This is a genomic window from Allobosea sp. Tri-44 (assembly GCF_004123845.1).
Taxonomy (GTDB): domain Bacteria; phylum Pseudomonadota; class Alphaproteobacteria; order Rhizobiales; family Beijerinckiaceae; genus Allobosea.
The window spans coordinates 506462-528135 of sequence record NZ_NBDP01000007.1 but is presented as its reverse complement, the minus strand read 5'-3'; the positions used below and the strand labels follow the sequence as shown (position 1 = coordinate 528135).

The following is a 21674-nucleotide window of genomic DNA, read 5'->3' as shown; positions in this document are numbered from 1 at the left end:
CGGAGACGATGATGTTGCGAATGCGCGCCCTGTCGGCGCTTCTCTTTGGCGGCCTGGCTGCGTTCAGCCTGCTGCAGAATTCGGCCGAGGCCCAGGCGCCTTTCGATCTCGGTCCTGAGCAACCCGGCCGGGTCCGAGCCGAGAAGCAGCCGGAGGCGATCGCCGCCGTGCCGAAGGGCTTTAAATTCGTCGAGCCTGGCGTCTTCACCGTGGCGGTCAGCCCCGGCGGGCCGCCGCTCGCAACCTACGCGACCGATGCCAAGACCGTGGTCGGCGCCGACGCCGACTTCGCCCAGTTGATCGCCGACAGCCTCGGCCTCAGGCTCGACCTGCAGCCGATCGCCTGGGCCGACTGGCCGCTCGGCCTCGCTTCGGGCAAGTACGACGCCGTCATCTCCAATGTCGGCGTCACCGAGCAGCGCAAGGAGAAGTTCGACTTCTCGACCTATCGCAAGGGCCTGCACGGCTTCTTCGTCAGGGCCGACAGCAAGGTCACAGCGATCAGCGAGCCGAAGGATGCGGCTGGCCTCAAGGTCAGCGTTGGCGGCGGTACCAATCAGGAGCGCATCCTGGTCGAATGGAGCAAGCAGAACGTCGCTGCGGGCTTGAAGCCGATCGAGCTTCAGCTCTTCGATGACGAGGCGGGGCGATTGGTGGCACTGCGCTCGGGACGCGTTGACGTCATCGTCCAGCCACATGCGCAGCTCGTCTTCATCTCGGCGCGCGACAAGGACATCAAGCGCGTCGGCACGCTCAGCGCCGGCTGGCCGCTGAAGTCGGATGTCGCGATCACCACGCGCAAGGGCAGCGGCCTGGTCGATGCGCTCACCGTCGCCACCAACGGGCTGATCGCCAACGGCAAGTTCCGGCAGTCGCTGGCGCGCTGGAGCCTGGAGGAGGAGGCGCTCGTCCGTTCCGAGACCAACCCGCCCGGCCTGCCGAAATACTGAAAAGCGCCATGTCCTCGCTCGCGATCCGGCACCTCGCCTTCCTGACACCGGGCAACTACGACGACGCCGATCCGCGTGCCGGCCTCGAGGAGACGCTCGCGCTCTTCGAATACGGCGAGAAGCTCGGCTTCGACAGCGCCTGGGTGCGTCAGCGTCATCTCGAGCCCGGCGTCTCATCCGCCGCGACCTTCCTCGCGGCTGCGAGCCAGCGCACCCGCCGGATCGGGCTCGGCACCGCGGTCATCCAGATCGGCTATGAGAACCCGTTCCGGCTGGCCGAGGATCTGTCGCTGGTCGACGTGCTCTCCGGTGGGCGGCTCAATGTCGGCCTGAGTGCTGGCCCGCCGCCCTTCGGCAAGCTGCTGGGCGAGCGCTTCTTCGACGCCGACCCGGCAGCCTATGATTTCTCGCATGCGCGAGTCGCCTGGCTCGCCAGCAATCTCGACGGCGACTGGCTGGGTGATGCAGACAGCCGCATCACCTCCGCTGCCGGCGAGCATCGCCCGCGCCTGCGCCCGCATGCTCCCGGGCTAAGGCAGCGGCTGTGGTATGGCGGCGGCTCGCTACGCTCGGCGCGCTGGGCGGCCGAGAACGGTTTCCATCTGCTCGTCGGCAATATCAACACTGGCGAGGAAACCGACGAGTTCTTCGTAGCGCAGCACCGCCATATCAAGACCTTCCGCACTCATTGGCGCGGCGAGGACGAGCCGAAGGTCGCGGCCGGGCGCGTCATCGTGCCGCTCGACAGCGCCGATGCCGCCACGCGCCGGCGCTATCGCGACTACGCCGCCAGCCGCCATGCGCGCACGCTACTGCCGCAGGGCGAGCGCCGCACCTTGTTCGCCCCCGACATCGTCGGCACGGCGGCCGAGATCGCCGAGCGCCTTGCGGCCGATCCCGTCCTGCCGCTGGTCGACACCTTGCGGCTGGAGCTGCCCTATAACTTTTCCGGCGAGGACTACCGCCAGATCCTGTCGGACACGACCCGGCTCATCGCGCCCTTGCTCGGCCAGGCGGCCGAGCCGTCCGCGGCTTTCGGGGCCGCCGCCACGGTCGCCGGATGAACCATACGCCTCGGCGCATGGAAAGCCGGTCTCAGATGTCGAAGAAAACCGTCTCGTCGTCACCCTGGAGCTGGATGTCGAAGACATAAGTCTCGCCGCTGCGTTGTGCGATCAAAGTCGGCACACGCACCTTGTGCTCAATGCGGGCCAGCACCGGGTCCTCGGCATTGGCGGCGTCCTCGTCGCCGAAATACATGCGGGTGTGCAGGCCTATATTGATGCCGCGTGCGACGATCCAAACGGTGAAATGCGGCGCCATCAACCGCCCGTCATTGAAAGGTACGCGGCCGGGTTTGATCGTCTCGAAGACGCATTCGCCGCTGACCATGTCGGTCGCGCGTCGGCCCCAGCCGGTGAAATGCGGATCGGCGGCGCCGCGCCGCTCGGCCGGCGAGTTGTAGAGGCCGGCTGCGTCGGCTTGCCAGATCTCGATCAGCGCATCCTTGAGCGGGGTGCCGGCCCCGTCGATGACGCGCATCTTCACCGTGATGCGCTCGCCCTTGGTCTTGTCGCTGACCATGGCGGCGCCGAGATCATCAGGATAGACGCCGCCGATATCGGCGAAGTTCGGGGTCAGGCCGATATGGACGTAAGGGCCCGCGGTCTGCGACGGGCTTTCCTTCAGGCGGTCGAGTTGCTGGGCCATCAATTGCCCTCCCGCCGGTTCTCGAACATCGTCGAGCGGCGTCCGCGCAGCACGATGTCGAACTTGTAGGCGCGCATGTCCATCGGTAGCGTCGCCTGCATGTCGAGCGCGGCGGTGAGCTGCTCGATCGCCTGGGGATCGTTGATCGTCTTCACGATCGGGCATTTCCAGATCATCGGATCGCCCTCGAAATACATCTGCGTGATCAGCCGCTGGCCGAAGCCATGGCCGAACACCGAGAAATGGATATGGGCCGGCCGCCAGTCGTTCGGACCATTCGGCCAGGGATAGGGGCCGGGTTGGATCGTGCGGAAGCAATACGAGCCGTCATCGCCGCTGATCGTGCGGCCGCAGCCGCCGAAATTCGGATCGAGCGGCGCGAGATAGCTCTCTTTCTTGTGCCGGTAGCGCCCGCCGGCATTGGCCTGCCAGACCTCGACCAGCACGCCGGGCACGCCGACGCCGCGCTCGTCCAGCACCCGTCCATAGACCATGATGCGCGGGCCGATGGCGCTCTCGCCGGGCTTGGCGAAATTGACGATCATGTCGTCGTCGAGCTCGCCCAGCATGTCGTGGCCGAAGACCGGGCCGGTGATCTCCGAGATCGTGCTGTTGAGCGAGAGCAGCGCCCGGCGCGGCGAGCGCAGCACCGAAGTCTTGTAGCCCGGCGTGAAGGCCGGCGGATGCCAGTCGCGGTCGCGCTGGAAAAAGGCGCCCGCCTCGGGCGGCCGGTTGGGAGCGACGATGTTGCTCATGACTTGGCTGCATCCATCTCGTCGAAGGTCGTCTTGGCGATCTTGATCGCGTGGTTCGCAGCCGGCACGCCGGCATAGATCGCGACATGCAGCAGGGCCTCGCGGATATCCTCGCGGGTCGCCCCGGTATTGGCGGTGGCGCGCACATGCATCGCCACCTCGTCGTCCTGCCCGAGCGCCGCCAGCAGCGCGATCGTGATCAGCGAGCGCTCGCGCTTGCTGAGTTCGGGCCGTGACCAGACATGACCCCAGGCCGCCTCGGTGATCAGCTCCTGGAAGGGTAGGTCGAACTCGGTCTTGGCGGCTTCGGCGCGGTCGACATGGGCATCGCCCAGCACGGTACGCCGCGTCGCCATGCCTTGCCTGTGGCGGGGTGATTCCGGCTGCGTCATCTCCGCCCTCCGTAATGGCTCGTCATGAAACCGGCGATGAGCGCGGACAGCGCCTCCGGCTGCTCGACGCAGGGGATATGGCCGGCGCCGGCAATGATCTCGAAGCGCGCCCCCGGAATGGCATCGGCCAGGCCGCGAACGAGATCGGGCGGCGTCGAGCCGTCCTGGTCGCCGACGACCACCAGGGTCGGCACGGCGATCGCCGGCGCCGCTGCCGAATAGTCCGCATCGCGGATCGCTGCACAGGCTGCCGCATAGCCAGCGGGTAGTTGCCGGGAGAGCATCGCCTTGTAGCCGTTGAGTTCAGCGTCACGGTGCTGGTGGAAGTCCGGCGTGAACCATTTCTCCATCACGCCGTCGGCAAAGCTGGCGATGCCGGCCGACAGCGCGGCCTCGATGCGATCATTCCACATCTGGGCCGTGCCGATCTTGGCCGCGGTATCGCAGAAGATCAGCTTTTCGACGAGGCCGGGCTTCGTCCTGTAGAGGCTCTGCGCGATCAGGCCGCCAATCGAGAGTCCGCAGAGCGTCGCGCGTTCGATGCCGAGATGGTCGAGCAGGCCGGCAAGGTCGGCCGCATAGGTCTCGATGCTGACCGGGGCGTCGCCGAGCTCGCTCAGGCCATGGCCGCGCTTGTCGTAGAACAGGAAGCCGAACTCGCCGGCGAGCGTGTCGGCGACATCCTGCCAGATGCGGAAATCCGTCCCGAGCGAGTTGATGAAGACCAGCACCGGCCGACCGGGCGCAGGCTCGTGGCGATAGTGCAGGCAAACGCCGTTGATACGCGCGAACACGATGCTGCCATCCTCCCGTTTCTCGAAAAATGACGCTTCAGTTTGGTTATGTAAAATGATATTTGAGCGATAAACAATAACCTATAGGTTATGATTTGAACCTGCCAATCAAGCTCCGTCATCTCGAAGCCTTTGTCGAGGTCGCGCGGCAGAGGAGCGTCCAGAAGGCAGCGCATGCGCTCCATGTCAGCCAGCCTGCGGTCACCAAGACGATGCGCGAGCTCGAAGAGAGCCTCGGCGTCGCCGTCTATGAGCGCGACGGGCGCGGCATCCGGCTGACCAATCACGGCGAGGTCTTCCTGCGCCATGCCGGGGCGGCGCTCGTCTCGGTCAGGCAGGGCCTGGATTCCGTTTCGGACGGGCGCGCCGGCGAGCTCCAGCCGATCCGCGTCGGTGCCTTGCCGACGGTGTCGTCGCTGATCATGCCGCGTGCGATCGAGCTCTTCCTGCAGGAGCAGCCGGAGCGGCGGGTCCGGATCGTCACCGGCGAGAACGCTGCGATCCTTGAGCAGTTGCGCCAGGGCGAACTCGATCTCGTGGTCGGGCGGCTGTCGGGCGCCGAGCTGATGGTCGGCCTGTCCTTCGAGCACCTCTATTCCGAGGCTGTCCGCTTCGTCGTACGACCCAAGCATCCATTATTGTTGGCATCTGGCTCGGTTCTGGAGCGGATCGCCGACCATCTCGTGCTGATGCCGCCGCCAGCCTCGATCATCCGGCCCTATGTCGACCGGCTCTTGATCGCCAACGGCGTGCATGCCGTTCCCCGGCAGATCGAAACCGTGTCGGATGCGTTCGCGCGCGCCTTCCTGCGGACGAACGACGCGGTCTGGATCATCTCGGCCGGCGTCGTGGCCAACGACCTCGCCGATGGAATGCTGGTCGCCCTGCGGGTCGATACGGCGCCGACGCTCGGCCCGGTCGGGCTGACGATGCGGGCTGATGGCCCCTTGCGTCCCGGCACCGAGCTCGCGATCCGGGCCGCCTCGCGTCGGGGCCCGTGAAGTTTCGGAGCTGCGCGCTCGGATCAGCGCAGCCGCTTCACCTCTTCGGCCGTGACGCTTGGTTGCTGCCCGCCCCAGCTCGCCCGCAACCAGTTGGAGAGGTCGGCGACCTGCTGGTCGGAGAGCTGGCCGGCAAAGCCCGGCATCGGCTGCATGCGCTCCAACCCGGGGAAGCGCTGGGCCGGGATGCCGGCGAGGATGACCTTGTTGAGGTTGCGCGCATCCGCCAGCCGCAGCGAGGCATTGGTCGCGAGCGGCACCACGACATGCGGGATGCCTTGCCCCTCGATGCCATGGCAGCTGGCGCAGACGGCGAGATAGCTGGCGCGGGCCGATGTCGCGACCTCGGCGGAGACCGCGACCGGCTTCGGCGGTGCCGGCGGGGTCGTACTCTCCGGCAGCTTGTCGAGATCGAAGAGATAGGCCGACATCGCCGCAAGGTCGTCGGCGGTGAAATACTGGGTCGAGAAGTGGACGACCTCGAACATCTGGTTGGTCATCGCGCCCTGCGTCGAGATGCCCGACTTCATGAAGCCCGCGAACACCAGCGGATCGAAGCCCATCCGCGCCAGCCCGGCCTTGGTGATATCAGGTGCCATCACGCCCTCGAGTTCGGCGCCCTGGAGATAGGCGCTCTCCTTCATCCCCATCGCAAGGTTGCGCGGCGTATGGCACTCGCCGCAATGGGCGAGCGCGTCGGTCAGGTAGCGGCCGCGATTCCAGGCGGCCGAGCGCCCGGCGACCTCGCTCTTGGTGTCGGAAGAGAGATTGACCAGGTTCCAGAAGGTCAGCCCCTGCCGGATGTTGAGCGGGAAGGGCATATGGTTGGCCTTGTTCGCCACCTTCATCGGTTCGCGGCTCATCAGGAACGCGTAGACCGCGTCGACATCATCCGCCGTCAGCTTGCGATAGGAGGCGTAGGGCATGGCCGGATAGAGATGGCCGTGCTTGCCGATGCCGTCGCGCACCGCGCGGTGGAACTCGGCGCGGGTCCAATTGCCGATACCGTGCTCCTTGTCCGGCGAGATATTGGTCGAGAAGATCGTCCCGAGCGGCGTCTCGAACGGCAGCCCGCCGGCCCAGGGCGCGCCGCCCTTGACGACATGGCAGGCATAGCAGTCGGCGGCGACGGCGACATAGGCGCCGCGCTTGGCGAGCCCCTTCATTTGCTGGGCCGAGAGCGGCTGCTCGATCTCCCTGGCGACGACGCTGCGCTCGAACAGGCCGATGAAGACGGCCCCCGCCGCAAGCGCGCCGACGACAGCGACCGCCAGAGCGGCCAGAAGCAGCTTCCTCACCATATGCGCTACGTCCTCACCAAGCCGGGCGTCCTGAGGACGAGATCGCGCACTGCCTCGAAATAGCGGACATAGCCGGTGCAGCGGCAGATATGGCGGTCGAGCGCCTCGCCGATCACCTGCTCCAGCGCCTCGCGCTTCACCGGGTTGCGCTTCAACTGGTCGAGCAGCACCGTCGCGCCGGTGACGAAGCCGGGTGTGCAATAGCCGCACTGGAAGGAGAAATGCTCGATGAAGGCCTGCTGGACCGGTGAGAGCTCGGTGATCGCGCCGTTGGCGTCGCGCTTGGCATGACCTTCGACGGTCCTGACCTTGCGCCCGGCGAACCAGTGCGCGCCGGTGATGCAGGTGCGCATCTCCTCGAGCGAGCCGTCCGCCTTCTCCAGCACCACCGTGCAGGCATGGCAGATGCCCTGGCCGCAGCCCATGCGCGAGCCGGTCAGGTTGAGATACTCGTAGAGGAAATCCTGCATCATCATCGTCTCGGGCACGTCGATCGGGCCGACGGCCTTGTCGTTGATGGTCAGGGAGAGCTTCTGGGTCACAATCGTCATGCCAGCGCCTCTCGGATCCTCTCGGGCGTGAGCGGCAGGGTGTAGAAGCGCTTGCCGATGGCGTGGGCGACGGCGTTCACGATCGCCGGCACGACGGCGATCATCACCACCTCAGCCATGCCCTTGGGTGGGTCGGTGTCCGAGAGCGGCGGCAGCACCTCCGCCGTCTGCTTCCAGACCGCGACATCCCTGGAGGTCGGCAGCTCATAGCGGTTCCAGTTCCAGGTGCCGTCGCCCGGCCCGTCCTCATAGAGCGGCAGGTACTCCTTCAGGGCGTGGCCGATGCCCATGGCAAGCCCGCCCTGGATCTGGCCGGAGACCAACTCCGGCACGATCTGGTTGCCGCATTCGAGAATGGAGTGATGCGAGAGCAGACTGACCTCGCCGCTGCCGGTGTCGACGACGATCTCGGCGAGCGTCGCCATCGGCGCGTAATAGGTGACGCCGGCATTGTTGCGCTGCGCCGGCGGGTAGGAGACCGAGGCGCGCTCGACGAAATGCCAGCCGCCTTGCGTCATCAGGGCCTTGCGCTCGCTTGGCGCGCCCTCTCCATACTTCACCGCCAGCGCGTCGATGGCGAAGCGACGGCGCCCGGCCTCGGGGATCTCGAACTCGGCCTGCGCCCACTGCCAGCGGTTGAAGCTGTGCACGGTGACGCCGGTCACGAGTCCGAGCCGGTGCGACTCGGCCGCGACCTCGGCGAAGGACAAAGGCTGCATCGCGGCCGCATTGATGGTGCCGCGGACGATGCGCAGGTCTTCGCGGCGCACCGCCTCCGGCGCGATCTGGCCGCCACCGATGCCGCGCGACCAGAGCGAGCGCGCCGCTGGCCATATCGTCAGATCGACCAGCGCACGGGCCGCCTCGCGCGTCGCATGGCCGAGATAGTAGACGCTGTTGGAGGCGCTCATCGGCGAGGTGAAGCTGGGCGTCCAGCGCGGATTGGCCATCCGCCGGTCTTCTTCTTCCTGCGACAGCGTATAGGGCTCGTCGGTCGTCTCCAGCGGCATTTGCGGCCAGCGCACCTTGCCGAACACGGTCTCGTCGGGCTGCTTGCCGAGGATGGCGGCGGCCATCACCGCCTGCGAGGTCGTCGCGCCCGTGCCGATCTCATGCGCGACATGCGAGAGCTTGAGGCGCCCGCTCGCATCGAATTCGAGCGCACACAGCGCCGCCTCGGCGCCGGTGCCGTAATCCTTGTGCACATGGCCGTAGCCGACACCGTATTTCTTGCCGGGATTGGCAGCCTCGAAGACGGTCTTGCGCTTTTGCCTGCCGGCCCAGAGCGGGTGCTTTTCCGCCTTCGCCAGGATCTCGTCATGGCGCAGCGCTCCCGAGGGGATCGCGCCCTGCGAGTTCTTCATGCCCGACTTCAGCGCATTGCGTCGCCGGAACTCCATCGGATCGAGGCCGAGCGCCTCGGCGGCCTCGTCGACCATCATCTCGGTCGCCGCCATGGTCTGCAGCGTGCCGTAGCCGCGCATCGAGCCGGCATCGACCGCGCGCGAGGACATGATCGCCGCCGAGAAATCGCTCTTCGGCAGATAGTAGATCGACTGCGCGGCCGTCGCCCCGACCGTGCCGACCGAGACCGAGAAGTTCTCGCGCCCGCCGCCATCATTGCGATAGCGCCCGGTCATCGCCCGGAACTTGCCGGTCTTGCGGTCGATCACCATCACCTTCTCCATCTGGAAAGCATGGCGCTTCAGGGCGGTCTGGAACTGCTCATAGCGGTCATTGGCGAGTCGGACCGGTCGGCCTTCGGCATAGAGACCGGCGAGCACGCAGAAGAACGGAAAGATCGCGTGGTCCTTGGTGCCGTAGCCGACGGTGTAGCCGATCTTGAGGTCGATGCTCCCAAGCGCGAATTTCGACTTCGACACCATATGCGCCGCCATCTCGGCGACCTCGTGCGGCGACTGCGTCGCGATCAGCGCATGCAGCACGCCGGTCCCGCGCTCGTACCAGACATTGCCGTTGTCGGCCTCCATGGCGGAGGCATCGGCAGACTGGGTCGAATAGGAGCGCCGCAGCACCAGCACGTCTTCGCCGGCATTGGCGATCTCGCGCTCGATCTCGGCCGCCGCCGCCATGCCGCGCGCCATCGCGTCACCCTCGCCGGCAGCGGGCCATTGCGGCTGCATACCCTTGAAGCCGGCGCGGATCGTCGTGTCCTTCAGCGCGGAATAACGGTCCTCGGCATCGGGATTGCCGCCGTCGATCCGGACATAGCGCGCCGCGCCATAGGGGCCGGGCGTGGTCGAGGGGCCCTCGGCGCCGTAGCGCACGCCCTTGTCGTTGAAGCGCAGCTTGCGCTTGGCGGCGTCATAGCGGGCGAAGTCGTGATAGATCAGCATCGCGACGGGCTGGCCAAGCAGGCGCGCGGTCTGGCCCTTCGGCACGAAGAAGACATCGCCATAAAAGCCGGGCCACGGCGCCGGCATCGCGACGCCGTCGGCGACGAGGTCCTCGTGCAGCACCAGCCGGTCGGGCTTCAGCTCGTTGCCAAGCAGGGAAAGGTCGACGCTATCGAAGACGCGGTCGACCCGCGTCGCATTGAGCATGAAGGCGTGCGCCTGCTCCTTCGGCCAGCCGTCGAGGTCGCGGGCACGGTAGTCGCGGGTGAATGTTTTGCCGCCGGTGACCTTGGCGATGGCGTCGAGCCGGTATTTCGGCTTGCCGCCGGGAGCCAGCCAATCGGCGCCGGGACGCGGCGGTGTCTGGATCAGCTCCGCCTGGGTAGTCGAGGGCAGCAGCGAGATCTTGATGGCGACGCCGGCCGCTCCGGCCTGGAGGAAGCTTCTGCGGGATAGACCTGTCTTCACGTCGGACACCCCGCTCTCTGACGAGCCGACTCTGCTCTCGTGCCGATATTATGAGCACACGTCAGGCGCGTATACGGGATATTCGAATTGGTCTGGTTTCAAGGATCGGAAGGCCGCGTGCTACGGGCCGCGATCTCGCGGGCGAGGTTGGCGAGATAGCCGCATTCGTCGGCGGATTCGTTGTTCCACCACATCGCGCAGAGATTATGCGCGGGTATCGGCGGGTCGGCCTCGAGCACGCGCAGTGCCAGCTTCTCGCCCGACAGGTGGATCATCTCGCGCGGGATCATCGCGGCGCCGGTGCCGGCGCTGGCGAGGCGCGCGATCACGGTCAGCGGGTTGCAGGTATTGAGCCGGCGCGGTTTCAGCCCGCGCGCCCCGAACCACATCTGGATGGTGGTGAACAGGCCCGATGGCGAGCCGTTGGTGAAGATCGGCAGATCGACGAGGTTCTCCGGCGTCGCCACCTTGCCGGGGAAGGGAAGACCTTCGCCGATCACCCAGACGAGGTCGATCAGCCAGAGCGGGACGATCGTGATCCCCTGATGGGCGCGCGGCTGCGACAGGAAGGCGATGTCGATCGAGCGGTCGAGCAGCAATTGTTCGAGCTTCGTGCTGAAGTCGACGGTTACATCGACCTGCAGCTCGGCATGGCGCCGTGCCAGCGCCGCCAGCAAAGGGGGCAGGATGGCGGCGGCGAAGGAATCGGCCGCGCCGATGCGCAGCAGGCTGCGGCCGCGCAGCCCATCCTTGCTGTGGCGCTGCACCTGCTCGGCATGGGCCAGCATGCGCTCGATATCGGCATAGATCGTATTGCCCAGCGTCGTCGGCAGCGGGCGATAATGCGAGCGGTCGAACAATTCACCGCCGAGGATGCGCTCGAGCTCCTTGATGCGCAGGCTGACCGTAGGCTGCGACAGGTTGAGGTGCTGGGCGGCGGCGCGGAAGCCGCCCAATCGGGCCACCCAGTAGAACGCCTCGGCCTGACCAAAGGTATAGCGCATCGCCCAAGACGATAGTGAAAGACAATCAAGCGGCAAGCACTTCTTATTTTTATTCGCCGCCTCAGCGATCTAGCTTTCCTTCGTTCGGCGCGGCGCCGGTCTGTGGCGCCGCCAAGGCATTGCCATAAAACAGGGGGACTCCGATGCTGACCGTGCCGACAAATCGCCGTGCGTTTCTCGCAGCTGCAGCAGGCGGCGCCCTTGGCGGCCTCTCGCCCGCGAGCCTGCTCCACGCCCAGCCGACCATTGGCAAGACCCTGACCATCGTCCTGCCGAGCAATCCGATCACCATCGATCCGATAAACCAGCTCAATCACGATGCCATGGTTCTCGGCCAGACCGTGTTCGAGAATCTGGTCGAATACGATGTCGACGGCGTGCTGAAGCCGCAGCTCGCCAAGGCCTTGCCAACGATCTCGGCCGACAAGAAAACCTACACCTTCGACTTGCGCGACGACGTCACTTTCCACAACGGCAAGAAGATGACGGCAGAGGACGTGAAATACTCCTTCGATTACCTGCTCGACCCCGCCAACAAGGCGGCGCGTCGCTCACTCTTCACCCGCATCACCAAGGTCACGGTGCTTGGCCCGCTTCAGGTCCAGTTCGAGCTCTCCGAGCCCTACGGCCCCTGGCTGTATTTCCTGACAAAATACATGGGCATCTATCCCGCCGGCTCGCGCAAGGAGCATGGCGACGACTATTTCAAGTCGCGCCCTGCCGGGGTCGGCACCGGCTTCGGCGTCTTCGAGGAGTGGAAGCCGAACGACTATATCAGCTTCAGGAAGAACCCGAGCTACTGGCGCAAGGGCCTGCCGCACTGGGACCGGCTCGTCGTCAGGATGATCCCGGAGGACGCGACCCGCGTCGCCTATCTGCTGACCGGCCAGGTCGACCTGATCAGCGCCCCGCCACCGCGCGAGTTCAACCGGCTGAAGACCATGCCGGGCATCACCGGCGCCTCGCGCCCGACGCTGGGCGGTGCGCTGCTGATGTACACCAACAACCTGAAGGCCCCCTTCGACGACGTGAACTTCCGCAAGGCGGTCTCCGCCGCGATCGACCGCAAGACGATCGGCGAGAAGGTCTATTACGGGCTGCTCGAGTCCTCGGCCGTGCCGGCGCCCTCGCGCGGCTGGTGGTTCAACGCCGAGGCCGACAAGGAGCTCGGCTTTGATCTCGACAAGGCCAAGGCCCTGCTCGCCAGGTCGAAATACGCTGCCGGCGCCGAATTCGACCTCAGCATCCAGGCCGAGCCCTATCTGCTCGACACCAAGGATGCGGCGATCTTCGTGCAGGCGCAACTCGCCAAGATCGGCATCAAGGTCAATCTCAAGGTCTATGAGTTCTCGGTGCTGATCCAGCAGGCGATCCGCGGTGAGCACCAGGCGGCGCTACAGGTCTTCATGTCGCCGGGCGAGCCGAGCTACATCATGCAGGTCTGCCTGACGCCGGAGCAGGTGCTGTCCAAGAGCACAGGCTACAACAATCCCGAGTTCAACCAGACGCTCGCGGCCGCCTTCGCCGAGACCGAGGAGGGCAAGCTCAAGGAACTCTACGGCAAGCTGCAGGCGCTCGCTGCCCGCGACGCACCGATCGGCGTGCTCGGCTATGTCCATGCCTCCAATCTCTGGCGGCAGGCGCTGCAGGATGTGAAGGTCAACCAGGGCCTGACCATCGCACCCGGCGAAATCAAGGTCTGAGCGAGCTTGCCATGCTCCGCCTCGTCGCAGGCCGCATCATCTCCTCGATCGGCACGCTGCTCTTCGTCGGCCTCGCGCTGTTTGCGCTGACGCGCTCCGGTCCGGGCTCCCCGGCCCGGATCGTGCTCGGGGCCGACGCAACCACAGAGCAGATCGCGCAGTTCGAGCAGGCCCACGGCCTCGACCGGCCGTTCCTGTCGCAATACGCCGCCTGGCTCGGCGACGTCATGCGCGGGGATTTCGGCAAGTCCTTCGTCACCGGTCGCGACGTCGCGACCGACATTGTGAGCGCCCTGCCGGTGACGCTGTCGATCGTGCTCTTCGCCTTCGCCATCGCGCTCGTTTGCGGCATAGGCATCGGTGTTTTCGCCGCACTTCGGCCGGGCGGGGCCTTCGACCGGGTCAGCCGCTTCGCCGCGGTGCTCGGCCTGTCGATCCCGGCCTTCTGGCTTGGCATCGTGCTGATCCGCTTCCTCGCCGTCGATCTGCGCTGGCTGCCACCCGGCGGCTATTTTCCGCTCTCGGCCGGGCTGTCGCTACACCTGCAGAGCATCCTGATGCCCTCGCTCTCGCTCGCGGTCTACTACATCGCCGTGCTCGCTCGGATGACGCAGGCGAGCCTGCGAGAGAGCTTGCGCGGCGACTATGTCCGCACCGCCCGCGCCATGGGGCTCTCCTCCCGCCAGGTCGTGTTCTACGCGCTGGTCAACGCGCTGCCGCCGGTGGTCAATCTCGCGGCGCTCTCCTTCGGCTACATGTTCGGCTGGGCGCTGATCATCGAGCAGGTCTTCAACATCCCCGGCCTGTCGCGCGCGCTATTGAACGCGATCTCGCAGCGCGACTTCCTGCTGCTCCAGGGCATCGTCTTCCTGTTCACCGCGATCTTCGTCTTCGCCAATCTCGGCGCCGACCTGATCAACCGCGTGCTCGACCCGCGCCAGAGGGCGGCGGCATGAGCAATCTGCGCAAAGCACTGCGTGGCCTCGACAGGAGCGGCTGGCTCGGGGCCGGCATCGTCGGGCTGATCGTCCTCGCCGCGATCTTCGCGCCGCTGATCGCGCCCTATGATCCGCTCGCGCTCAATATCGAGGACAGGCTCGCGGCGCCCGATGCCAGGCACTGGCTCGGTACCGACCAGGGCGGCCGCGATGTGCTGAGCCGTATCCTGTTCGGCGCGCGCGCCTCGCTCTCTGTCGGGATCGGCGCGGTGCTGATCGGCGCTTTGATCGGCGTCTCGGCCGGGATCTTCGCTGCCTATAAGGGCGGGCTCGGCGAGCAGGTCGTGATGCGCATCGTCGATGGCGTCGCCTCGATCCCGTTGCTGGTCTGGGCGATCGCCATCGTCGGCATCCTCGGCGTCGGGCCGCTGCCGGTGGGGCCGCTGCTGCTGCCGAACGAGGTCAAGATCTTCGTCCTCGTCGGTTGCCTGTTCTCGCCGGTCTTCGCCCGCGTCACCTATGCGGTCGCCAGGCGCATCGCCGGGGCCGACTATGTCCGCGCCCGCTTCCTGCAGGGCGCCTCGCATTGGGACATCGTGACCAGCGATGTGCTGCCCAATTGCCTGTCGCCGATCATCGTGCAGGGCACACTGCTGGTTGCGATCGGTATCGTCATCGAGGCCTCGATCAGCTTCGTCGGCCTCGGCGTGCAGCCGCCGCAGCCGAGCTGGGGCACGATGCTCTCCGATGCCCGCAGCGCGATCTACTCCGGCGAATGGTGGCTGCCGGTCTTCCCCGGCCTCGCCATTTCGCTGACCGTGGTCGGCTTCAACCTGCTGGGCGACGCGGTGCGCGAGCTGTTCGATCCGCGCAGCGAAGCCAGGACGCTGGTCGCATGAGCCCGGCCCTGCTCAGCGTCGAAGGTCTGCGCGTCGGCTTCCGTTCGGCCGATGGTGGCATGGTCGAGGCCGTCCGCGGCGTCGATTTCAGCGTGGCCCCGGGCGAGGCGGTCGGCATCGTCGGCGAATCCGGCTCGGGCAAGAGCCTCAGCATGCTCGCGGTGATGCGCCTGCTTGGTGCGCCGGCCCGCACCATCGGCGGGCGTGTGATCTTCGACGGCGAGGATCTGCTCGCCGCCGATGAGAAGCGCATGCGGGCGTTGCGCGGCCGCGATATCGCCATGGTCTTCCAGGACCCGCAGAGCTCGCTCAATCCGGCGTTGACCATCGGCCGGCAGATCACCGACGTGGTGCGGGCGCACCGCAGCGTCTCGTCCGGGGAGGCGCGCCGCATTGCGGCCGAGTCGCTCGAGCGCGTCGGCATCCGCGATGCCGGCAAGCGCCTCGCCTCCTACCCGCACGAATTCTCCGGCGGCATGCGCCAGCGCGTGCTGATCGCCATGGCGATCGCCTGCCGGCCGCGCCTGCTGATCGCCGACGAGCCGACGACCGCGCTCGACGTCACCGTGCAGGCGCAGATCGTCGACCTGATCGCCGAGCTGCGCCGCGAGCTCGGCCTCGCCGTCGTCTTCATCTCGCATAATCTCCAGCTCGTCGCCGAGATCGTCGACCGCGTCGTCGTCATGTATGGCGGCAAGGTCGTCGAGGACGGCCCGGTCGAAGCGATCGAGCTTGCACCGCGCCACCCCTATACCAGCCTGTTGAAGGCCTGCGTGCCGAGCCTCACCGGCCCGGTCGGTCCACTCACCGCGATCGAGGGCGCGCCGCCGCGGCTTGGGCGGCTGCCGGCGGGCTGCCCGTTCTCGCCGCGCTGTCCCGATGCCGCCGAGCCCTGCGCCGTCGAGATGCCGCCGCTGGTCACCGAAGCCGGGCACCGCACCGCCTGCTGGAGGCCGCGATGACCGGCCCGATCCTCTCGCTGCGCGGCGTCACAAAATCCTTCCCGCAAGGCGGGCTGCTCGATCGTCTGCTCAGGCGCGACAGCCGGCTCGTCGCGCTCGACGCTGTCAGCCTCGACGTGATGCGCGGAGACGTCGTCGGCATCGTCGGCGAGAGCGGTTCGGGCAAATCGACACTGGCGGGGCTCGCGGTCGGGCTGGCGAAGCCGACCTCCGGCGACGTCTTGCTCGACGGCCAGTCGATGGCGGAGCTGATGCGAGACCATGCCGGGCCCTGGCGCCGGCGCGTCCAGATGGTTTTCCAGGATTCGAGCAGCGCGCTGAACCCGCGCAAGAGCGTCGCCCGTTGCCTCGGCGAGACGCTGGCGCTGCGCGGCGTGCCCAAGCTGCAGCGCGACAACGAGATCGCCGAACTGCTGACGCTGGTCGGGCTCGGCCCCGAGATCGGGCCGCGCCTGCCGCATGAGCTCTCCGGTGGCCAGCGCCAGCGCATCGGCCTGGCGCGCGCCCTGGCGATGAAGCCGGAGGTGCTGATCGCCGACGAGCCGGTCTCGGCGCTCGATGTCTCCCTGCAGGCGCAGGTGATCAATCTCCTGTCGCGCCTGACCCGGGAGCTTGGCCTGACGCTCCTCTTCATCAGCCACGACCTCGCTTTGGTACGCACGCTGTGCAGCCGCATCGTCGTGATGCGCAAGGGCGTGATCGTCGAGCAGGGCCCCTGCCTCGATGTGCTCGGCCGGCCGCAGCACCCCTACACGCAAGCTCTCATCGCCGCCGTGCCGAAGGGCCTCGCCGGTCGGCGCACACCGCTGCCGGTACGGGCCGCCGATGGCGCAGCGATTCCAAAAACCCGGGAAGACATCCATGGCGCAGCATAGCTACCGGATCGGCATCGACATCGGCGGCACCTTCACCGATGTCGTCATCGCGCGCGACGATGGGCTGATCGAGACCCGCAAGGTGCCTTCGACGCCGGACGATTACAGTCGCGGCATCGCGCAGGCGCTGAAGGCGCTGATCGAGGATTACCAGACCACGCCCGACCGGATCACCGGCATCGTCCATGCGACCACGGTCGCGACCAATGCCATCCTCGAATACAAGGGTGCTCGTACCGGGCTTTTGACCACCGAGGGCTTCCGCGACGTGCTCGAGATGCGCCGCTTGCGCATCCCGGTGCTCTACGACCTGCAATACGACAAGCCGAAGCCGCTCGCGGCCAGGCATTTGCGGCTTGAGGCGCGCGAGCGGCTCGCTGCGGATGGCTCGGTGCGGATCCCGCTCTCGGAAGAGGACGTCGTCGCAGCGGCGCGGCGCTTTCGCGAGGAGGGCGTCGAGGCGGTGGCGATCAGCTTCCTGCACGCCTATGCCAATCCCCGGCACGAGATCGCGGCTGAAGACATCCTGCGCGCCGAGCTCGGCGACGGCGTCTATATCTGCCGGGGCTCGGAAATCCTGCCCGAGATCCGCGAATACGAGCGCACCTCGACCGTGGTGGTGAACGCCTATATCGGCCCGGTCGTTCGCAACTATGCCAGTGCCCTGACGGCGCGGCTCGCCTCGATCGGCGTCACCTGCCAGGTCGAGATGATGCATTCCGGCGGCGGCATCATGCGGCTGGGCTCGGCAGTCAAACGCGCCGCCTCGCTGGTCGAATCCGGCCCCGCTGCCGGCGTCATCGCCTGCGCGCGGCTGGTCTCGGGGAGCGACGAGCCCAGCATCATCTCCTTCGACATGGGCGGCACCACCGCGAAGGCTGCGCTGATCGAGCATGGCGAGCCGGCCCGCACCACCGAATACGAGGTCGGGGCCGGCATCAATCTGTCGAGCAAGCTGGTCAAGGGCGGCGGCTACCCGATCAAGATGCCCTTCATCGACGTCTCCGAGATCGGGGCAGGCGGTGGCAGCATCGTCGCCATCGACAGGATGAACCAGGTTTCGGTCGGCCCGCAAAGCGCCGGCGCCTGGCCCGGCCCCGTCTGCTATGGGCTCGGTGGCCGACAGGCGACGCTGACCGATGCCTTCCTGACGCTTGGCTACATCAACGACGTCGCGCTCGCCGGCGGCAGCTTTCCGCTCAAGGCCGATGCAGGCCGCGCTGCGCTGAACGACCAGGTCGCGCGTCCGCTCGGCCTCGACCTCCAGCAGACGGCGCGCGGCGTGCTGACGCTCGCGGTCACCACGATGACGCGGGCGGTCAAGGCGGTCTCGACCTATCGCGGCCGCGATCCGCGCCAGGCGACCCTGGTTGCCTTCGGCGGAAATGGCCCGGTGGTCGCGGCCGAGGTCGCTAGCGCGCTCGGCATCCGCCGCGTCATCGTCCCGCGCGCCGCCGGCGTCTTCAGTGCGCTCGGCCTGCTGCGCTCCGATGTCGAGCAGGAGTTCGTGCGGCCGTCGCGGCGGCGGGCGGGAGAACTGGACGATGCCGGGCTGGAGCAGCTTTTCGCCGAGCTCGGCGCGGACGCACGCAGCATCCTCGCACTGGAGGGCTATGACCTCGCGCAGGCCGAATTCCGCTATTCCGCCGATCTTCTCTATGTCGGTCAGGCCTATGAATTGACCGTGCCGGCGAAACGCTTCGACATCGCCGAGCTGGGCGAGCTGTTCCACCGCGAGCACGAGCGCACCTATGGCCACCGCTCGCAGAAGGACGCGGTCCACCTCGTCAACGCCCGCCTGACTGTACGCCTGCCGCTTGTCGCTCCGCGTCACCAGTTCGCTGCGGAAGCGCCGATGCGCCGCGCCGACCGGCCGGTCTCCTTCAACGCCAGCAGGTCCACAGCCTCGATCGCCGTGATCGGCCGGGCCGATCTCGACGGCACGGCCCGGCGCGGACCCTTTGTCATCGAGGAATACGACTGCACCTGCGTCGTGGGCCTTGGCCAGAGCGCAAGGCTCGACGAGGCCGGCAATATCGACATCGCCCTGGAGGCGGCATGAGCATGCGCGAGATCGACCCGATCACCCTGGAGGTGATCCGCAACGCGCTCGCCGCGACCGCCGACGAGATGGCGCTGATCGTGATGCGCTCGGCCTATTCGCCGGTGGTGCGCGACATCATGGATTACTCGACCGCGCTCTGCGATGCGCAGGGCAGGGTGATCGCGCAGGGCCTGACCCTGCCGATCCAGCTCTGCTCCTTCCCGCGCATCATGGGCTTTGTCAGGGAGCGCTATGGCGACGGGCTGAAGCAGGGCGATGTCCTGATCGCCAACGACCCTTATGGCTCAGGTGGCCAGCATTTGCCGGATATCTACATCCTGAAGCCGATTTTCGTCGCCGGCCGGCTCGCCGGCTTTGCTGCGACAGTGGCCCACCACACCGATCTCGGTGGCATCGTGCCCGGCTCGGTCGCGATCTACGCCACCGAGATTCAGCAGGAAGGCCTGCGCATTCCGCTGCTCAAGCTCTACGACGCCGGCGAGCCGGTCGAAGCGGTCTTTCGCATCATCGAGGCGAACACCCGCTCGCCGGTCGAGGTGCTCGGCGACATCCGCGCCCAGATCGCAGCCTGCAATGTTGCCGAGGAGGGGCTGAAGACGCTGATCGGCCGCTACGGTGCGGAAAAGCTCGACGTCTATATCGACGCGCTGCACGACCATGCCGAGGCGATGATGCGTGACGTCATCCGCGCCCTGCCCAACGGGGTCTACCGCGCCACCGATTATATCGACGGCGTCGGCGAGAACCCGGAGCCGCTGGCCATCGTCGCGACCGTCACTGTCGCCGACGACACGATTGACATCGATTTCACCGGCACCGCCGACCAGGTCGCGGCCTCGATCAACTGCCCGATCTCGCTGCCGGAATCGGCCTCCTTCTGCGCCATACGCTGCCTGTCGCAGCAGGACATCCCGAATTGCGAGGGCTATCTCAGGCCGATCACGGTCCGTGCGCCCGAGGGCTGCCTGGTCAATCCGTGCTATCCGGCGGCCTGCGGCGCGCGCGGCGTCGTCGGCTACCGCGTCTTCGACGCGATCATGCAGGCGCTGGCGCAGATCGTGCCCGAGCGGGCCATGGGCGGCTCGGAAGGTGGCCCCTATCTGCTCGCCGGCGGCGGCACGCATGAGGGACGTCCCTTCGTGCTCAACGAGATGGTGGTCGGCACCTGGGGTGCCCGCGCCGGCAAGGACGGCATCGAGGGCATCTCCAATCCCGCCGCCAATCTCTCCAACCAGCCGGTCGAGATGATCGAGGCCGACATGCCGGTTGAGGTGCTGCGCTATGGGCTCGTGCCCGATACGGGCGGGCCAGGCGAGTTCCGCGGCGGGCTCTCGCTCATCCGCGAATTCCGCTTCCTGGCGCCGGTCCGCTTCGTGCTGCGCGGCGACCGGCGGGACCACCCGCCCTTCGGCTTCGAGGGCGGCAGCCCCGGCGCGCCATCGGCCCACATCCTGATACGCGCCGATGGTACGGAGCAGGGCCTGCCGACCATGCCGATGGAGAGCTTCACCGCCCGCGCCGGCGATGTCTTTCGCCTGATCGGTGCCGGTGGCGGCGGCTATGGCGATGCGCTGCAACGCGATCCCATCCGCATCGAGGACGATCTGCGCGAGGGCAAGGTCACGCCAGAGGGCGCCGCCCGCGATTATGGCGTGATCTTCGCTGCGGATGGCGTGAGCATCGATCGCGACGCCACGGCCCATCACCGCGCGGCGCTTGCGGAGGCAAGGACATGAGCAAGGCCTTGTTCGGAGCGGCCGCGCTCAACCAGAAGCTCGTCGGCGGGCCCGGTAGTCGCGCCCGGCTGGAGACGCCGGCAGCCGTGCTCGATCTTGACCTGTGCGAGCACAATATTGCGCTGATGGCGGAAACCTGCCGCAAGGCGGGGCTGAATCTCAGACCTCATGCAAAATCGCACAAATGCGCCGAGATAACGCGTCGGCAGATGGCGGCGGGAGCGCTCGGCAATTGCTGTGCCAAGCCCGGCGAACTGCTGGCGCTGTTCGAGGGCGGTGTCCGCGACCTGCTGCTCAGCGCCCCGATCGCCAGTCCGGCGAAGATTGATGCCCTGGCGCGCGCTGCAGCGGCCGGTGGACGGATCGGGGTCGTGGTCGACCGGGCCGATCTCGCGACCGCTTATGCCGAGGCGGCGCGGCGGCACGGCACCGTCTTCGACGTCTTCGTCGATCTCGATGTCGGGCTGAAGCGCAGCGGTGTTGCGACTCCGGCCGAGGCGGTCGAACTGGCGAGGCTTGTTTCGGGGCTGGCCGGCCTGCGCTATCGCGGCATTCAGGCCTATCAGGGCCGCGTCCAGCACATCGACGATTTCGCTGCGCGCCGCATTGCCAACCAGGAGACGGGCCGGCTGCTCGCATCCATGCTGGAAGCTCTGCGCGAGGCCGGGCTGGCGCCGGAGATCGTCTCGGGCGGCGGCACCGGTAGCCATCTCCTCGACGGCGAGGACCGCCTGCTGACCGAGATCCAGGCCGGCTCCTACGTCTTCATGGACGAGGCCTACAATACCGTCGATATGCACGGTCGCGGCGGGCCGGAATTCCAGCCGGCGCTGCGCATCGCGGTCACCGTGATCGGCCATAGCTCATTGGGCTTCGCGATCACCGATGGCGGCAGCAAGAGTTTTGCGCTCGATGGTCCGCCGCCGCGCGTCTTCCTGAACGGCGAACTGGTCGGGCGGATCGAATGGTGCGGCGACGAATTCGGCCGCATCCTGCCGGCAGAGGGGCAGGGCACGTTGCCGATCGGCACGGTCGTCGAATGCACGGTTCCGCATTGTGATCCGACGATCAACCTGCACGATGTCCTGCACGTCGTGCGCGGCGCCGACCTCGTGGCGCAATGGCCGGTCGAGGCGCGCGGGAGAGCCGACTAGCTTGCGACGATCGCTAGGCGTGCGTGCCGCGTCGCCCTGAACCGCCCGTCCGGAGGGGC

19 protein-coding genes are annotated in these 21674 nt (G+C 67.1%); 11 read left to right on the top strand and 8 right to left on the bottom strand.

All coding sequences use genetic code 11. The features are described 5' to 3' along the window. Positions 1-20 precede the first annotated feature (20 nt). Together B6S44_RS08995 and B6S44_RS08990 are read left to right on the top strand one after the other, a co-directional pair. Positions 21-950, top strand: a complete 930-nt coding sequence (locus tag B6S44_RS08995) for an ABC transporter substrate-binding protein (RefSeq protein ID WP_129156628.1) — start codon at positions 21-23, stop codon at positions 948-950. A gap of 8 nt (positions 951-958) precedes the next feature. Next, the gene (locus tag B6S44_RS08990; protein ID WP_129156529.1) at positions 959-2014 is read left to right on the top strand and encodes an LLM class flavin-dependent oxidoreductase; all 1056 of its coding nucleotides are present in this window, start codon (positions 959-961) and stop codon (positions 2012-2014) included. 31 nt (positions 2015-2045) lie between these two features. Here the strand turns inward: B6S44_RS08990 and pcaG are convergent, their stop codons facing one another. Genes pcaG through pcaD form a run of 4 tightly spaced genes read right to left on the bottom strand, consistent with a single transcriptional unit; the run spans position 2046 to position 4604 of the window. Beyond that, positions 2046-2660, bottom strand: coding sequence for a protocatechuate 3,4-dioxygenase subunit alpha (gene pcaG, locus B6S44_RS08985; protein WP_129156528.1), 615 nt, complete (start codon positions 2658-2660; stop codon positions 2046-2048). Then, positions 2660-3415 (bottom strand): protocatechuate 3,4-dioxygenase subunit beta, encoded by a 756-nt coding sequence (gene pcaH / locus B6S44_RS08980; protein WP_129156527.1) that lies wholly within the window; start codon positions 3413-3415, stop codon positions 2660-2662. The genes pcaG and pcaH overlap by 1 nt, the downstream gene beginning before the upstream one ends. Next, positions 3412-3807 carry a 4-carboxymuconolactone decarboxylase gene (gene pcaC, locus B6S44_RS08975; RefSeq protein ID WP_129156526.1) on the bottom strand — a complete coding sequence of 132 codons (396 nt, stop codon included), beginning with the start codon at positions 3805-3807 and terminating at the stop codon, positions 3412-3414. Before pcaC ends, pcaH begins: the two co-directional genes overlap by 4 nt. Further along, positions 3804-4604 carry a 3-oxoadipate enol-lactonase gene (gene pcaD, locus B6S44_RS08970; RefSeq protein WP_129156525.1) on the bottom strand — a complete coding sequence of 267 codons (801 nt, stop codon included), beginning with the start codon at positions 4602-4604 and terminating at the stop codon, positions 3804-3806. The genes pcaC and pcaD overlap by 4 nt, the downstream gene beginning before the upstream one ends. A 92-nt stretch (positions 4605-4696) precedes the next feature. Between pcaD and pcaQ the strand changes: the two genes are divergently transcribed. Next, positions 4697-5602 carry a pca operon transcription factor PcaQ gene (gene pcaQ, locus B6S44_RS08965; RefSeq protein WP_248309503.1) on the top strand — a complete coding sequence of 302 codons (906 nt, stop codon included), beginning with the start codon at positions 4697-4699 and terminating at the stop codon, positions 5600-5602. 23 nt (positions 5603-5625) lie between these two features. On the opposite strand, the gene B6S44_RS08960 is transcribed toward pcaQ, so the two are convergent. The 4 genes from B6S44_RS08960 to B6S44_RS08945 form a co-directional block, all read right to left on the bottom strand. Further along, positions 5626-6903: a cytochrome c gene (locus B6S44_RS08960; RefSeq protein WP_129156523.1), complete on the bottom strand. Its 1278-nt coding sequence runs from the start codon at positions 6901-6903 to the stop codon at positions 5626-5628. A gap of 5 nt (positions 6904-6908) precedes the next feature. Beyond that, entirely contained in the window at positions 6909-7454 is a 546-nt protein-coding gene (locus B6S44_RS08955; RefSeq protein ID WP_129156522.1) for a (2Fe-2S)-binding protein, read from the bottom strand. Continuing rightward, positions 7451-10288 carry a xanthine dehydrogenase family protein molybdopterin-binding subunit gene (locus B6S44_RS08950; protein WP_206735104.1) on the bottom strand — a complete coding sequence of 946 codons (2838 nt, stop codon included), beginning with the start codon at positions 10286-10288 and terminating at the stop codon, positions 7451-7453. The genes B6S44_RS08955 and B6S44_RS08950 overlap by 4 nt, the downstream gene beginning before the upstream one ends. 89 nt (positions 10289-10377) lie before the next feature. Next, positions 10378-11283, bottom strand: coding sequence for a LysR family transcriptional regulator (locus B6S44_RS08945; protein ID WP_129156521.1), 906 nt, complete (start codon positions 11281-11283; stop codon positions 10378-10380). A 143-nt stretch (positions 11284-11426) separates the two neighbouring features. Between B6S44_RS08945 and B6S44_RS08940 the strand changes: the two genes are divergently transcribed. From B6S44_RS08940 to B6S44_RS08905, 8 genes are read left to right on the top strand one after another with little or no spacing between them, the layout of a single operon-like run. Further along, the gene (locus tag B6S44_RS08940) at positions 11427-12986 is read left to right on the top strand and encodes an ABC transporter substrate-binding protein (protein WP_129156520.1); all 1560 of its coding nucleotides are present in this window, start codon (positions 11427-11429) and stop codon (positions 12984-12986) included. An 11-nt stretch (positions 12987-12997) separates the two neighbouring features. Further along, entirely contained in the window at positions 12998-13942 is a 945-nt protein-coding gene (locus B6S44_RS08935; RefSeq protein ID WP_129156519.1) for an ABC transporter permease, read from the top strand. Further along, a complete protein-coding gene (locus B6S44_RS08930) occupies positions 13939-14823 on the top strand; it encodes an ABC transporter permease (protein WP_129156518.1) in 885 nt (294 codons plus the stop codon). The genes B6S44_RS08935 and B6S44_RS08930 overlap by 4 nt, the downstream gene beginning before the upstream one ends. After that, the gene (locus B6S44_RS08925) at positions 14820-15785 is read left to right on the top strand and encodes an ABC transporter ATP-binding protein (protein ID WP_129156517.1); all 966 of its coding nucleotides are present in this window, start codon (positions 14820-14822) and stop codon (positions 15783-15785) included. Before B6S44_RS08930 ends, B6S44_RS08925 begins: the two co-directional genes overlap by 4 nt. Next, positions 15782-16660 (top strand): ATP-binding cassette domain-containing protein, encoded by an 879-nt coding sequence (locus B6S44_RS08920; protein ID WP_129156516.1) that lies wholly within the window; start codon positions 15782-15784, stop codon positions 16658-16660. Before B6S44_RS08925 ends, B6S44_RS08920 begins: the two co-directional genes overlap by 4 nt. Further along, positions 16647-18722, top strand: coding sequence for a hydantoinase/oxoprolinase family protein (locus tag B6S44_RS08915; protein WP_129156515.1), 2076 nt, complete (start codon positions 16647-16649; stop codon positions 18720-18722). The genes B6S44_RS08920 and B6S44_RS08915 overlap by 14 nt, the downstream gene beginning before the upstream one ends. Then, a complete protein-coding gene (locus B6S44_RS08910; protein WP_206735103.1) occupies positions 18719-20461 on the top strand; it encodes a hydantoinase B/oxoprolinase family protein in 1743 nt (580 codons plus the stop codon). The genes B6S44_RS08915 and B6S44_RS08910 overlap by 4 nt, the downstream gene beginning before the upstream one ends. Continuing rightward, positions 20458-21615, top strand: a complete 1158-nt coding sequence (locus B6S44_RS08905; RefSeq protein ID WP_129156514.1) for a DSD1 family PLP-dependent enzyme — start codon at positions 20458-20460, stop codon at positions 21613-21615. The genes B6S44_RS08910 and B6S44_RS08905 overlap by 4 nt, the downstream gene beginning before the upstream one ends. Positions 21616-21674 lie beyond the last annotated feature (59 nt).